The sequence below is a fragment of the Herbaspirillum sp. Her4 genome (assembly GCF_057961335.1).
In genome coordinates, this window is sequence record NZ_CM176330.1 from 1259491 (window position 1) to 1274443 (window position 14953).

At 62.6% G+C, this 14953-nt stretch carries 13 protein-coding genes; 11 read left to right on the forward strand and 2 right to left on the reverse strand.

Features of this window, described 5'->3' with window-relative positions; all coding sequences use genetic code 11:
- The first annotated feature begins 305 nt into the window (after nt 1-305).
- From ACWFUC_RS05825 to ACWFUC_RS05860, 8 genes are all read left to right on the forward strand, one after another.
- Nucleotides 306-1598 carry a hypothetical protein gene (locus ACWFUC_RS05825; protein ID WP_489624359.1) on the forward strand — a complete coding sequence of 431 codons (1293 nt, stop codon included), beginning with the start codon at nt 306-308 and terminating at the stop codon, nt 1596-1598.
- Nucleotides 1599-1616: 18 nt separating this feature from the next.
- Nucleotides 1617-1871 carry a hypothetical protein gene (locus tag ACWFUC_RS05830; protein ID WP_039790339.1) on the forward strand — a complete coding sequence of 85 codons (255 nt, stop codon included), beginning with the start codon at nt 1617-1619 and terminating at the stop codon, nt 1869-1871.
- Between the two features lie 51 nt (nt 1872-1922).
- A complete protein-coding gene (locus ACWFUC_RS05835) occupies nt 1923-2954 on the forward strand; it encodes a DUF2169 family type VI secretion system accessory protein (protein ID WP_489625520.1) in 1032 nt (343 codons plus the stop codon).
- Nucleotides 2955-2962: 8 nt separating this feature from the next.
- Nucleotides 2963-4069 carry a beta-ketoacyl synthase gene (locus tag ACWFUC_RS05840; protein WP_489624360.1) on the forward strand — a complete coding sequence of 369 codons (1107 nt, stop codon included), beginning with the start codon at nt 2963-2965 and terminating at the stop codon, nt 4067-4069.
- Complete coding sequence (locus ACWFUC_RS05845) at nt 4039-5118, forward strand: DUF4150 domain-containing protein (RefSeq protein WP_489624361.1); 1080 nt, start codon at nt 4039-4041, stop codon at nt 5116-5118. The genes ACWFUC_RS05840 and ACWFUC_RS05845 overlap by 31 nt, the downstream gene beginning before the upstream one ends.
- Nucleotides 5119-5153: 35 nt before the next feature.
- Nucleotides 5154-6134: a type VI immunity family protein gene (locus ACWFUC_RS05850; protein WP_489624362.1), complete on the forward strand. Its 981-nt coding sequence runs from the start codon at nt 5154-5156 to the stop codon at nt 6132-6134.
- A gap of 77 nt (nt 6135-6211) precedes the next feature.
- On the forward strand, nt 6212-7192 hold the full coding sequence (locus ACWFUC_RS05855) for a type VI immunity family protein (RefSeq protein ID WP_489624363.1): 981 nt from the start codon (nt 6212-6214) through the stop codon (nt 7190-7192).
- 77 nt (nt 7193-7269) lie between these two features.
- Complete coding sequence (locus tag ACWFUC_RS05860; RefSeq protein WP_205703739.1) at nt 7270-8250, forward strand: type VI immunity family protein; 981 nt, start codon at nt 7270-7272, stop codon at nt 8248-8250.
- Nucleotides 8251-8260: 10 nt separating this feature from the next.
- Here the strand turns inward: ACWFUC_RS05860 and ACWFUC_RS05865 are convergent, their stop codons facing one another.
- On the reverse strand, nt 8261-9205 hold the full coding sequence (locus tag ACWFUC_RS05865) for a LysR family transcriptional regulator (RefSeq protein WP_134221055.1): 945 nt from the start codon (nt 9203-9205) through the stop codon (nt 8261-8263).
- Between the two features lie 203 nt (nt 9206-9408).
- On the opposite strand from ACWFUC_RS05865, the gene ACWFUC_RS05870 reads away from it, so the two are divergent.
- From ACWFUC_RS05870 to ACWFUC_RS05880, 3 genes are all read left to right on the forward strand, one after another.
- Nucleotides 9409-10548, forward strand: coding sequence for an iron-containing alcohol dehydrogenase (locus ACWFUC_RS05870; RefSeq protein WP_489624364.1), 1140 nt, complete (start codon nt 9409-9411; stop codon nt 10546-10548).
- Nucleotides 10549-10688: 140 nt separating this feature from the next.
- Nucleotides 10689-12278, forward strand: a complete 1590-nt coding sequence (locus ACWFUC_RS05875) for an aldehyde dehydrogenase (NADP(+)) (protein ID WP_121037732.1) — start codon at nt 10689-10691, stop codon at nt 12276-12278.
- A gap of 118 nt (nt 12279-12396) precedes the next feature.
- Nucleotides 12397-13608, forward strand: coding sequence for an ABC transporter substrate-binding protein (locus ACWFUC_RS05880; protein ID WP_204726241.1), 1212 nt, complete (start codon nt 12397-12399; stop codon nt 13606-13608).
- Nucleotides 13609-13776: 168 nt separating this feature from the next.
- Here the strand turns inward: ACWFUC_RS05880 and hemB are convergent, their stop codons facing one another.
- Nucleotides 13777-14796, reverse strand: a complete 1020-nt coding sequence (gene hemB / locus ACWFUC_RS05885) for a porphobilinogen synthase (RefSeq protein ID WP_489624365.1) — start codon at nt 14794-14796, stop codon at nt 13777-13779.
- Between the last annotated feature and the right edge of the window lie 157 nt (nt 14797-14953).

Below are 14953 nucleotides of genomic sequence, written 5' to 3' on the forward strand. Positions count from 1 at the left end.
AACACGGGGTTTTTTTATGCGCAGAGGAATCGCACGTAGCTGGCCGAAGGTGCAATAGCCAAGCGTTCTGGCGAAGACTTGATAGAACGATTTCTAGAAGGTTTTTCGAGGACCGTAGACCTTTTCACCGTTTCGGCTCCGCCTGCTGTCCTGAGCCTTATCGAGCGCAAATGATGTTGATAACGTATGCCGTTTCGCCAACTTGGAGACGGTATGGGATGCAGGTCCATTTGCTGTGCAGTCGGCACGACTGCAAACGCTGACGCGGGAGTCGGCGCTGGCAAAAACGATGGCGCTTGCCGCCAATGCTGAACGTCGAGCAAGCTGCGGCCCTCCCTGATTTGCTGGCGACGACCGCTGAAAAACTCACTGACCGCCATACGGATCAGTTGGCCTTCGGATGGCGTCGCCGGCCTGATCGCCTGGCCAACCCGGCATTGGACTTCGCCGATCTTGCCGCTTACGACGACCGCATGCAGGCGTCGTTGACGGCGCTGGTTCACCTGGGAGAGCCAGCCCGGCAACACTTCCACAAACTCCTTGAGGAACCTGTGCGCAGCGCCGAGCTGTTTGCGGTGACTTGTTACGCGCTGGCCACGCAAGACGGCGAGCTCTTCAGCGCCGCCAGTGCACTGACCACGGCGATCGCTGACCTGATGCCGGCGAAGGTGGCTGCGTTGCAGTGGGCACCGGACTCTGCGCTGCGCATATCGGCCATCGATTCGCTGTCCATGGTGCAGCAACTCAGACTGGTGGGTCTGGGCTACCGCCAATGGCCGGACCTGGATGAACGCGTATTGGCTTGCCTGCGAGCGCAGCAATCCGATGCAGAGAGCGTCAGCGCGGCATTCCAACTGATCCGCAATCTCGGCCGAACCGACTTGGCACACACGGGCCTGCGCCACCTCGACGACGATCATCCTGCAGTACGCCTGGCGGCGGCGCAGACCTTGCTGATGCTCGGATCACCCGATCACCATGGTCCTGCCTGCGCCACCTTGCAACCCCTGGCAGTGAGCGAGCAGGACGCAACTGCAACCGCCGCGTTGCGCGCCCTCGCTTTGCATGCGCCGGCCTACACCGAACCGGTATTGGCCCGGCTTGCCGCGATGCCGCAGCATCGCCGGCGCTACCTGATGGCCCTCGGATGGATGGGGCGAGCGGACGCCGTTCCTGGTCTGATGGCGGCCCTGGAGGACCGCCACCATGGCCGCGCCGCCGCCGCCTCGCTGGCACTCATCACCGGCTCCGATCCCGGTCGCGACGGCTGGTCAGGTCCCAAGCCTGGGCGTCGCCAACGTCCCCCAGAGCCGGGCGATCAACTTTCCGCACACCCCGATGACCACGAATTGCCCTGGCCGGACCCACCCGCCTTCGCTGCCTGGTGGCGCAAGCACAGCGAACGATTTGCCGCAGACCAGCGCTACTTCGCCGGGCGACCGCTCACGCCCGCTTGGCTTGCGGCGGTCCTGCGCACTGGTCCGCTGCCTTGGCGCACCTTGGCTGCCGAGCACCGCCAGCGCTTGCTCCACGCGCCCTTGTTTGCCACGGACTTGCCCGCCGACGTGCAGCGTCAGCGGCTTCATGAACTCAATTGAAGAGAGGAATGAAATCGCATGGAACAGGAACTCGAACTGTTGTTATCCAAATCAGAAGCCGACGCTGCAACTTCGGTTGCACCCACGTGTGAACCTCCCGCTCCGATGGCCGAAGAGCTGGTCCTCGAAGCCAGGCGGCAAATCACCTTGCGATGCGGGAAGTCCAGCATCACGCTCTATCCCAACGGAAAAATCGCGCTGCGCGGCGAATACATTCTGAGCGACGCGGAAGGTCTCAACCGCATCGTCGGCGGTCAGGTGGAGCTGAACTGAGCCAGGTGGGCCCTCGACAACCGCACCCCCTTCGCGGCCGACAGCGGCTGGATTCGTGACAGTGACGGTGCCGAAGTCTGGATCGTCGCCGTCAAGGCCACCTATGACATTCTGCGCGACGGCGACACGCGCATCGCCTCCGAACAAGTGCCGGTGCATAGCGGCCCCGTGCCGCATGATGATTTGCGCAGTCTGCGCTACGACATCGACCTTGGTCCGTCCAAGCCCGCCACCGACATCCTCCTCAATGGCCACGCCTATGCACAAGGCACGCAGCCCGTGGAAGAACTCCATGTGGGCTTTCGCGTGGGCAGCATGAAGCGCTTGGCCAAGGTATCGGGAGATCGTTACTGGCGGCGCGGCATGCTGTTCACTTCGGCGAGCAAGCCTGTTCCTTTCATGCGCATGCCGCTGGTGTATGAGCGCGCTTTCGGCGGCGATGCGCCGGATGCCGAACATGGCAGCGCAAATCCACTGGGCCGTGGTGTCACGCCAGACGCCGATGGGCGGGTCTGGTTGCCCAATGTCGAGCTGCTCACTCATCCCATCCACAAGCCAGGCGACAGGCCTGCACCCATGAGCTTTGGCCCGCTCCCCTGCCACTGGCCTGAGCGGCAGCAGTACGCCGGCACCTGTGATGAAGCCTGGCTGGAGCAACGCTTCCCCCTGCCGCCGAACGATCTTGATCCACGCCACTGGCAGCTGGCACCGGCCGCGCAGCAGGTAGACGGTCATCTGCGAGGTGGCGAAGAGGTGGTGCTGGTGAACCTCACCCCGCCCGGCTTTACGGCTGGCGGCAGGTTGTCGTTCAAGCTGCCCAAGCTCACCCTGGCCTTCCAGACCTACTTCACCGACGGCCACTCGGTGACCAGTCGCTCCAGGATCCACACCGTGATCCTGGAGCCCGATCATCCACGCGTGAGCATCGTGCACCACATGGCCTTGTCTTGCCATGAGCACATCAACCGGTTGGACAAGACACGCATCCTGCAAAAACGGCGTCCCCTCGATCGTCCGTTCAGTCCTGTTCACGCAGATCTGGAGTGGCCTGCCGGTGACGATCAGGAAGGACCGGATCAATGAGCAACGCGGTGTTTATCCTCGGGGCTTCCTGCGTCTTTCCCTCCGGCCCCAGCCTCCCGCTGGCCGATGCAGCGCTACGCAGCCAGCTCTCGCTGCTGCAATACCACCCGCAGTACCTGGACAGCGCGGGTGCTGCGCCGCGCATCAGTTGCTTCCCCGACCCGCCATCGTTCGATGCCGCCCGTTGGGGCTGGCTTGCTCGCCACGCCCTGGCCCAACTCACGCAAAGCCTGACGTCGCAATCGCCCACATTGCAAGCCGCGCCCCGCCTGCTCTGGCTGGTGCTTCCCGACGCGGCCCGGCCATACATGCCAAGCGGCCTGGTGGCGCAAGTCAGCGCCGCCGTCGAGCACGAACAATGGCCGTGGCAGCGTACGCACCTGGTCTGCGGCGGGCACGCCGCCGGCATGGCCGCACTGATCGACGCCAGGCTGGCATTGGACGCCCAGCCCGACGCCCTGGCCGTGGTGCTGGCCGTCGAAGCGGGCCTGGGTCGCGAAGCCATGTACTGGCTCGACATGCAAGGGCTGCTGCATGGTGCCAGCGTGCCGCACCACGGCCAGCTGCGCCGCAACGCCTACGGGCGCGTGCCCGGCGAGGGAGCCGCCGCCGTCGCCCTCAGTACCTCGCCGCAGCACGCCTCGTCAAGCTGGGGGCGCTTGCTGGGCTGCGCGACCGCCATTGAACCTGTGACTCATGCGTCGTCCCAGCCCTGTACAGGCCAAGGACTCGCCCAGGCGGCACGACAGGCGATCGAACAGGCGCACCAGCATGGCCCGGCCCGGATCGGCCATCTGTTCGCTGATCTGAACGGCGAGCCCTATCGCGCCGACCAGTTCGGTTTCACCGCCTTGCGCCTGGGCCGCTTGCTCACCCCGGACTGGCAGCGCAGCGTACCGGCGCTCGCCAGCGGCGACCTGCACTGCGCCAGCGCCGTAGCCCATGTCGCGCTGGCCGCCTACGGCCAGCTGATGCGGCCACAGGCCAACCCGACTCTGGTGCTCGCCAGTTCGGACGACACCCTGCGCGGCGCTGCCGTGCTGGCCGCCAATCCACCCATTGAGAACCTTCCGGAGATTCGCGCATGGCGATCACCATCAACGTCAACGGCCTGAGCCTGTGCCATCGCGGCAGTGGCGGAGTCAGCCACAACACGCTGCCCAATGTGTGCAAGACGCCCGACAAGGGCATCCCGCTGCCCTATCAGAACGAGGCCTACTCGCGCGACCTTGCCAAGGGGACCTTCAGCGTGTTCGCCGACGGCGGCCACAGCATTGCCAAGGATGGCAGCCAATTTGCCAGGAGTGTGTTCGACGAAGCCGGGTCGATGGGGGGCGTGGTCTCCGGCACCCATTCGGCCGAGACCGACTGGATCAGCCACTCTTTCGACGTATTCTTCGAGGGCAAGCCCGCTTGCCGGCTCACCGACAAGCTGTTCATGAACCACCGCAACACCGTGAACATGGCCGGGCTGAAGCAGCGTGATCTGCCCAAGCCGGATCAGGATTTCTTCGACGAGATTTGCGAGCTGGCCTGCGAGTGTTGGAACACCCACAAAAAAGGCGGGCCGCAGCCGCTGCCAAAGGGGCATACGTTTCAGGAATGCATGCGCAAGAAAATCGATGACAAGTACTACGGCGGTCCGGCCAATGCCCGCAACGGTCGTTATCCCAAGCCTGATGCCCGCATGTGGCGCGAAGTGTCCTTCGATCGCGGCAACAACTGGGAAATGATCGGCAGCAAGTCCAACCCGGGCCTGCCCAGCTCGCAATACCCGTGGGCCGATTCGCGCCGTCTGGACATCGCCCGTATCGGACCGGATGGCAAGGTAACCAAAATCTTCGATGTGAAGTTTGGCAAAGATACGCTCTCAGACGACGCGGCCGATGACTACCGCAGTATTGCCGAAAGGCATGCCGGTAGCAAAAAGAACTTTGAGAAGTTCGAAGTTAATGAACGCTGTAACTGCGACGACGAGAATCCCCCTCAGCATCCAGTACCGGTCACTGCGTCCGAGCCGAAGAAAAGCCTCATCGACAAGTTTGGCGATGTGATCCACTCGACCACCGGTGTGCAGTTGACAGGAGGGCTGTTGGTGCTCGCGCTGATCATTTCCGAAGCTACGCGGCTCTTCCCACCTCGCAATGCCATCCCCATCCCTTGACCCCATCCCGCACTATCAACCAGGAATAACTTCACATGGACATCAACCAAGCCATTACCGAACTTATAGAACGAGAAGGCGGTATCTGCATTTTCGACAAGATTGCTTTCCCTCTGCCCTACAACACCGATGCTGTCGCCTGCAAATTCGGCCTGGGGGCCGAGCTTTATATGGTGCCGACTGATCAGCCCCTGTTACGCCAACGTGCTCTGGAATTCTTGGTGGATTATTGGAAGACTTTTCCGGACAAGGTAAACCGCTTTTTGGCCCGAGACACGACCCGCGCAGTCAAGTTCTCTGGCGACCCTCGCGGCCGTATTCAAGCCGATATTGACCTTCCACCGCTAAATGGTTACGGCGCGGCGCTCATGGGCATGGTGGACATTGGCATGAAGATTGACAACGTTAATCCGTACCGAGCCGATGTACTGGTCCGCCGCGCAGAACAACGCGAGCTTTCCTGTGTAACCGCTCATTTTCAAATCTGTAACGGCCAGGGCACGCCAAACTTCGAGGTGCTGCTCGCCGCGACACTGCGCTGGTGCGCTATTTGCCAGCCGGTACATGGTAGTGCAGGGTGTGCCTTCGTATTCGAGAACGACCAAAAGAGTGAGTACACCCAACAACTGTTCAAACGCTTTCCGGGGTTTGATTTCCAGGATGGAGGATGGTTCGCCTTGGAGGCCCGAGACGTTCATAACCGCATCAAATGTGTGAACTGGCTGACCGTGCTGTGTGATGCGCTGGTTGAAGAATTGGGAGGACGCGAGAAGATGCGTGCAGCGCTGGAGCCAGTGTGCAAGTTGCACGACTACCCCGGTGGAGTGGTAATTCAGGCCGGAGCCTCTCCCCAGATCGGCGACACTTGGCGTGATGAGGTTCCAGAAGCCTACAGGTTGGTAGCCCGCTATACCAAAGCGATACGGTTCGAGGCATACCGCGAAGGTTTGTTCCGCGTCCCGCAGGGTCTGGACGACAATGAAGAAACCCTCGCATGGATTCGGCGCTTCGATTGACATGGATTGGGTGAGAGGGCTGAAGGGGTAATTGCTCGCCCTCATGCGGCACCATCAACCAGGAGAATGAGACCCCCATGGACATCAATCAAACCATAGCTAAACTTGTGCAGAGCGAAGGCGGTATCTGCGTTTTTGACAAGATTGCTTTCCCTTTGCCCTACAACACCGACGCCGTCGCCTGCAAATTCGGTCTCGGTGCCGAGCTGTTCATGTCGCCGACTGATCAGCGCCTGCTACTCCATCGCGCACTTGAGTTCTTGGTGGATTACTGGAAGACCTTTCCAGACAAGGTCGACCGCTTCCTGGCCGACGAAACGACTCGCACTGTCAAGTTCTCTGGCGACCCTCGTGTCCGTATTCAAACCGATATGGACCGTCAGCCGCAATATGGTTACAGCGCGGCGCTGATGGGCATGGTCGACATTGGCATGAAGATTGACAATGTGAATCCGTACCGTTCTGACGTGCTGGTCCGCCGCGCAGAAGAGAACAATCTTTCCTTCGTAAACGCCCATTTTCAAATCTGCAATGATCAGGGCGAGCCAAACTTCGAGGTGCTGCTGGCTGCCACATTGCGCTGGTGCGCTATTTGCCAGCCGCTACATGGCAGTGCCGGGTTTGTCTTTATATTTGAGAACGACCAAGAGAGTGAGTACACCCAACAACTGTTCAAACGCTTTCCGGGGTTCGATTTCCAAGATACGGGGGCGTTCTCGTTTCAGGCCCGAGAGATTCACAACCGCATCAAATGTGTGAACTGGCTGACCGTGCTGTGTGATGCGCTGGTTGACGAATTGGGAGGAAGCGACAGGATGCGTGCGGTGCTGGAGCCGGTGTGCAAGGTGCACGACTACCCAGGCGGAGTGGTGATCCAGGCTGGAGCCTTTCCACAGATCGGTGACACCTGGCGTGATGAGGTTCCGGAAGCCTACAGGTTGGTGGCCCGCTATACCAAAGCGATCCGGTTCGAGACATATCGCAGCGGTCTGTTCCGTGTCCCGCAGGGTCTGGACAAGAAAGAAGAAACCCTCGCGTGGATTCGGCGATTCGATTGAGTCGGGTTAGGTGAGAGGGCTGAAGCGGTAATTGCTCGCCCTCATGCCGCACCATCAACCAAGAGAATGAGACCCCCATGGACATCAATCAAACCATAGCTGAACTTGTGCAGCGCGAAGGCGGTATCTGCATTTTCGACAAGATTGCTTTCCCTCTGCCCTACAACACCGATGCCGTCGCCTGCAAATTCGGCCTGGGGGCCGATCTGTATATGTCTCCCACTGATCAGCCCGTGCTACGCCAGCGTGCTCTGGAATTCTTGGTGGATTATTGGAAGACTTTTCCGGACAAGGTAAACCGCTTTTTGGCCCGAGACACGAGACGGGCAGTCAAGTTCTCTGGCGACCCTCGCGGCCGTATTCAATCCGATATTGACCTTCCACCGCTAAATGGTTACGGCGCGGCACTCATGGGCATGGTGGACATTGGCGTGAAGATTGACCATGTTGATCCGTACCGCGCCGACGTATTGGTCTCCCGCGCAGAAGAACACGAGCTTTCCTGCGTAACCGCTCATTTCCAAATCTGTAACGGGCAGGGCGAGCCAAACTTCGAGGTGCTGCTGGCCGCCACATTGCGCTGGTGCGCTATTTGCCAGCCGGTACACGGTAGTGCAGGGTGTGCCTTCATATTCGAGAACGACCAAAATAGCGAGTACACCCAACAACTGTTCAAACGTTTTCCAGGGTTCGACTTCCAAGATGGGGTGCAGTTTTCCCTGCAGGCCCGACAGATTCACAACCGCATCAAATGCGTGAACTGGCTGACCGTGCTGTGTGATGCGCTGGTTGAAGAATTGGGTGGGCGCGACAAGATGCGTGCGGCGCTGGAGCCGGTGTGCCAGGTGCACGATTATCCCGGCGGTGTGGTGATCCAGGCCGGGGCCACGCCGCAAATCGGCGACACCTGGCGTGATGAGGTTCCGGAGGCCTACAGGTTGGTGGCCCGCTATACCAAAGCGATCCGGTTTGAGACATACCGCAGCGGTCTGTTCCGTGTCCCGCAGGGTCTGGACAAGAAAGAAGAAACCCTCGCATGGATTCGGCGATTCGATTGACTCGGCTGAGTCAGCCCGGCGCCGCCACCCCGCGCCCAAATCCATCCACGAACAACCGCGCCACCGGCGACAGGAGCGTACCGCGCCGCGTCACCAGCTGATAGGGTTCGCTGCGCGTATGCAGCTTCAGCGGCAGGATGCGCGTCATGCCGAAGCGCGTGCAGAACTGCGCCACATCCACCGACAGCAGCGCCACGAAGTGCGGATTCTTCTGCAGCAGCGACAAGGTGGTGAAGGCCGAGGTGGTCTCCATCAGGTGCAGCGGAAAGCGCAGGTCGGCATCATGGAATTCACGCTCCAGCGTCAGCCGCATCGGCATGTTGGCCGAATAGACCACCCAGCGCGAATCGGCCAGGTCCGCCAGTTGCAGGCTGCTCGCTTCAGCCAGCGGATGCTGCACGCTGGCTACCACAGCCAGCTCTTCCTCATGGATGTTGAAGGCGTCATACAGGTCCGGGCGCTGGCTGATGCTGGTGCGGCAGATCGCCAGGTCCAGCCGCCCCTGGTCCAGCAGGCGCAGCAGGCGGGCGCTGGTGTCTTCCACAATCTCCACGGACAGGGTCGGATGCGCCTCCAGCAATTGCGTGAGCGCATCGGTGAGCAACGGCACCGCGCCCATGATGGTGCCCACCGCCAGCCGTCCGCCGTGGCCTTGCATGATGGATAACATTTCTTCACGCAGGTGGGTCAGGTCGGTCTGGATCAGCCGCGCATAGCGGATCACGCAATGGCCCAGCTCGGTGGCCTCCAGTCCGCGATTGGTACGGGTGAACAATTGCGCTCCGAGCGTACTTTCGATCTCCTGCAAGGCCTTGCTGGCCCCCGGCTGGGTCAGCGCCACCTGCTCGGCCGCCTTGAGCAGGGAACCATGGTCGGACAGTGCAATGAGCAGCCGCAACTGCCGCAGGTGCAGGCGCGAAGTGATGGAGGCCAGCGAGGGCAAGGTGGTGTGCATGGAAGTGATCCCCAAAGAAGCCGCTAGTATGAGCGCTGGTTATACCCATATCAACAGCTCTCATTAGCCAAGCGCCCCTTGATGGCTTAGAGTCTGGCTTTCCAAAGCCGGACCCCATTGGGAAGCACCGGCTTCTGCAGGGTTTCGGAGCAAGCCCGCCGATGGCGGACCCGGTGGAGACATCTATAAATCAAGGCTATGTAATGGCACTCATCAACTACATTACCCAGGTCCAGTTCGACTACGGCGCACTGGCGCTGCTGCAGCAGGAATGCGACCGCCTGGGCATCAAGAAGCCGCTGCTGGTGACCGACCCGGGCATCCGCAACGCCGGCTTGCTGGACAAGGTCCTGGGCCAGTTGAAGGACGGTGCCGCCACCGTGGTCTACGACCAGACCCCGCCCAACCCCAATGAGGGTGCCGTGCGCGCTGCCGTGGCATTGTTCCGCGAGCATGGCTGCGATGGCATCGTGGCTGTTGGCGGCGGTTCCTCCATCGACCTGGCCAAGGGCGTGGCCGTCTGCGGCACCCACGAAGGCCCGCTGAAATCCTTTGCGCTCATCGAAGGCGGCCTGGCCAACATCACCGCCAAGACCGCACCGGTGATCGCCATCCCGACCACCGCCGGCACCGGCAGCGAAGTCGGCCGGGGCGCCATCCTGATCCTCGACGATGGACGCAAGGTCGGCATCATCTCGCCGCACCTGGTGCCCAAGCTGGCCGTCTGCGACCCCGAACTGACCCTGGGCCTGCCGCCGCTGATGACCGCTGCCACCGGCATGGATGCCATCGCCCACTGCCTGGAAACCTTCATGGCCCCGGCCTTCAACCCGCCTGCCGACGGCATCGCGCTGGACGGCCTGTGGCGCGCCTGGGCGCACATCGAACGCGCCACGCGCGAACCGGGTGACCGCGAAGCGCGGCTGAACATGATGAGCGCCTCCATGCAGGGCGCCATGGCCTTCCAGAAGGGGCTGGGTTGCGTGCACAGCCTGTCGCACTCGCTGGGCGGCATCAATCCCAAGCTGCACCATGGGACCCTGAACGCGATCTTCCTGCCGGCCATCATCGCCTTCAACGAAAGCGCGCCCAGCATGGTCAAGGACAACAAGATGGCGCGCATGGCCCACGCCATGGGCCTGGCCAGCGGTGCCGGGATCGGCCCGGCCATCCGCGACATGAGCCGCCGCCTTGGCTTGCCGGCCGGGCTGCGCGAGCTGGGCGTGAGCGAATCCCTGTTCCCGCAGATCATCAAGGGTGCCCTGGCCGACCACAGCCACAAGACCAATCCGCGCGAAGCCTCGGAACAGGATTACCTGAACATGCTGCAGCAATCCATGTGATGGCCGACAATGAACAGCGCGTGCAGGCCACCAAGGGCCTGCTGCGCATTTCCCCCTCAGCTGCTCCTGCCTCGCGCGGGCGCAGCTTTCTTGCCTGACCCGGCCCCGGGCGGCATCAACGACACCAGCAGGAGCACAACGTGAGCGACAAGATCCTAGGACACAACTACATCGGCGGCCAGCGCAGCGGCCAGGGCGACGTCGCCCTGCACAGCGTGGACGCGGCCACCGGTGCCCTCTTCGAAACCCCTTTCCTGACTGCCACCGAGCACGAAGTCGCCGCCGCCGTGGATGCGGCCGAGAAAGCCTATCCGCTGTACCGCGCCGTTCCGGCTGAACAGCGCGCGCTGTTCCTGGAAGCCATCGCCGACGAGATCGATGCCCTGGGCGACGACTTCCTGGCCGCCGTGGCCCGTGAAACCGCCCTGCCGGCAACCCCGCGCCTGGCCGGCGAGCGCGCCCGCACCAGCGGCCAGATGCGCCTGTTCGCCAAGGTCCTGCGCCGTGGCGACTTCTACGGTGCCCGCATCGATACCGCCCTGCCGCAACGCCAGCCGCTGCCGCGCCCGGACATCCGCCAGTACAAGATCGGCGTGGGTCCGGTGGCCGTGTTCGGCGCCAGCAACTTCCCGCTGGCCTTCTCGGTGGCCGGTGGCGATACCGCTGCCGCCCTGGCTGCCGGCTGCCCGGTAGTGTTCAAGGCCCACAGCGGCCACCTGGTCACTTCCGAACTGGTGGCCAACGCCATCGAGCGCGCCGTCAAGAAGACCGGCATGCCGGCCGGTACCTTCAACATGATCTACGGCGACCGCGTCGGTGCCCAACTGGTCAAGAGCGCCGGCATCCAGGCCGTCGGCTTCACCGGCTCGCTGCGTGGTGGCCGCGCCCTGTGCGACATGGCCGCCGCCCGTCCGCAGCCGATCCCGGTGTTTGCCGAGATGTCCAGCATCAATCCCATCATCCTGATGTCCGAAGCCCTGAAGCTGCGCGGTGACGCCATCGCCAAGGACCTGGCCGGTTCCGTCACGGTCGGCGTGGGCCAGCTGTGCACCAGCCCCGGCCTGCTGCTGGGCGTGCGTTCGCCGGAATTGACCGCCTTCATCGAGAAGCTGTCGGCCGCCTTCGGTGGCACCAACCCGGCCACCATGCTCAACAGCGGCGGCCTGACCCATTACAACGGCGGCGTAGCGCGCCTGACCCAGCTGCCGGGCGTGAAGGTCATCGCCACTGGCGGCACCAGCTATACCCAGGCCGTCCCGCACCTGTTCAAGGCCGACGCTGCCCTGCTGTTCTCCAAGGAAGCGCCGCTGGAAGAAGAAGTCTTCGGCCCCGCCACCGTGATCGTCGAGCTGGAAAGCCGTGAGCAACTGCTGGACTTCGCCGCCAAGATGAATGGCCAGCTGACTGCCACCCTGCAAGCCGAAATCGGTGACCTGCAAGGCAACCAGGACCTCATCGCGATCCTTGAGCAGAAGGCCGGCCGCTTGCTGTTGAATGGCTTCCCGACCGGCGTCGAGGTGTGCGATGCGATGGTCCACGGCGGTCCCTATCCGGCCACCTCCGACGCCCGTGGCACCTCGGTGGGCACGCTGGCCATCGAGCGCTTCCTGCGCCCGGTGTGCTACCAGAACTATCCGGACGCGATGCTGCCGGCCGCGCTGCAGAACGCCAACCCGCTGGGCCTGCTGCGCCTGGTCGATGGCGAACAGACGCGCGCTACCGTCGGCTGATCATCCACAAGCAGGACCGGACCGGCGAGGCACTGCCGGTCCCGCAAGACCTTCCCCGCACTCGATTGCGGGGTCGCAACAAGAATCACATTCCAGGACCCCCAAAGGAGGAGACCCCATGACCGCATTCATCCGGCGCGCCGCGCTGTCGGCCGCCTGTGCCCTGCTGGGCGCAGCCACCCTGCCATCCGCCCAGGCGGCGGGCGACACCATCAAGATCGGCTTCATCACCGACATGTCCGGCACCTATGCCGACTTCGACGGCCAGGGCGGCGTCGAAGCCATCCGCATGGCCATTGCCGATGCCGGCGGCACCATCAACGGCAAGAAAGTGGAACTGGTCTTTGCCGACCACCAGAACAAGGCCGACATCGCCGCCAACAAGGCCCGCGAATGGTTCGACCGCGATGGCGTGGACATGCTGGTCGGCGGCGTGAACTCGGCCGCCAGCCTGGCCATGGGCAAGGTGGCGGGCGAGAAGAAGAAGGTCTTCATCTCGGTCGGTGCCGGCACCACCCGCCAGACCAATGAGGAGTGCAATGCCTACACCGTCCAGTACGCCTACGACACCACGGCCCTGGCGCGCGGTACGGGCGCGGCCATCACGCGCCAGGGCGGCAAGTCCTGGTATTTCCTCACGGCGGACTATGCCTTCGGCACCTCGCTGGAGAAGGACACCAGCGAGGTCGTCAAGAGCAATGGCGGCAATGTCATCGGCGCGACCCGCGTGCCGCTGGCGACGTCGGACTTCTCGTCCTTCCTGTTGCAGGCGCAGTCCTCCAAGGCGCAGATCCTGGGGCTGGCCGTGGCCGGGGGCGATGTCATCAATGCCATCAAGGCCGCCAATGAATTCGGCGTGAACAAGACCATGAAGCTGGCCGGCCTGCTGATCTTCATCAACGATACCCATTCGCTGGGTCTGCAGATGACGCAAGGGATGTACCTCACCGATGGCTGGTACTGGGACTTGAACGATGAGAGCCGCGCCTGGGCCAATCGCTACTTCCTGAAGATGAAGAAGATGCCGTCCATGTTCCAGGCCGGTGACGCTTCGGCCGTGGGCCAGTACCTCAAGGCGGTCAAGGCCGTGGGCAGTACCGATGCCGACCAGGTCATGGACTACCTGCGCAAGAACCGCATCAAGGATTTCTTCACCAGCAATGGCGTGGTGCGCCCGGACGGTCGCATGGTGCATGACATGTACCTGATGGAGGTGAAGAAACCTTCCGAATCCAAGCGCCCATGGGATTACTACAAGCTGGTGCAGACCATCCCCGGCGAGCAAGCCTACATGACCAAGGCGGAATCCAAGTGCGCACTGTGGAAGTGAGCGCAGCGGCGCCATGAAGCATCAAGCCGGGTGGCGCTGGTGAAGCCGCCGCCCGCCAGGTTTTGAGCAAGAAGTCTGATGTGGATCGGACCATGTTCAACGCATCCCGGGTGACCGGGGTGCGTTTTTTTTCACCTGCCTGATCTGTCTGATCTGCCGATGGGCCGATCAGCCCTGCTTGAGCTTGCGTGCGATGTCCAGCGCGAAGTAGGTCAGCACGCCATCGGCGCCGGCGCGCTTGAAGGCCATCATGGCTTCCATCATGGTCTTGTCGTGGTCCAGCCAGCCGTTCTGGGCGGCGGCCTTGATCATGGCGTATTCGCCGCTGACCTGGTAGGCGAAGGTGGGCACGCGGAATTCATCCTTCACGCGGCGCACGATGTCCAGGTAGGGCATGCCGGGCTTGACCATGACCATGTCGGCACCTTCCTGCAGGTCCAGCGCCACTTCGCGCAGGGCTTCGTCGCTGTTGGCCGGATCCATCTGGTAGGTGGCCTTGCTGCCCTTGCCCAGGTTGGCGGCCGAGCCCACGGCGTCGCGGAAGGGGCCGTAGAAGGCCGAGGCGTATTTGGCCGAGTAGGCCATGATGCGGGTGTAGATGTGGCCTTGGGTTTCCAGCATGGCGCGGATGGCGGCGATGCGGCCGTCCATCATGTCCGAGGGGGCCACCACGTCCACGCCGGCATCGGCCTGGGTTTGCGCCTGCTTGACCAGCAGCGCGATGGTTTCATCGTTGAGGATGTAGCCGGTTTCGTCCAGCACGCCGTCCTGGCCGTGGCTGGTGTAGGGGTCGAGCGCCACGTCGCACAGCACGCCCAGTTCGGGGAAGCGGTCCTTCAGGGCGCGCACCACGCGCGGCACCAGGCCGTCGGGGTTGGTGGCTTCGATGCCGTCGGGCGTCTTCAGGGCCGGATCGATCACCGGGAACAGCGCCAGCACCGGCACGCCCAGCTTCACGCATTCCTCGGCCACCGGCAGCAGCGCATCCAGCGACAGGCGCTCGACGCCCGGCAGCGAGGCCACGGGGGTGCGCAGGTTCTGGCCCTCCTGCACAAACACGGGGTAGATCAGGTCGGCGCTGGTGATGACGTTTTCGGCCATCAGGGCGCGAGAAAAGGCGTCGCGGCGCATGCGGCGCATGCGCAGGGCAGGGTAGCCGGCGTTGGAACTGAAATCGGTCAAGGACATAGGTCAGCTTTCAAAAATTAGATGTTATTTGAGGCCATCTTGGAATTATTTCGAGGCAAATATCGCTATCTTCGGAGATTTGATTCCTTTGATTACAGATCTGCTCCAATTTCCGCGACTTGCATTATCTTGGCGGCAGGTGATTTTTTCACCTCCC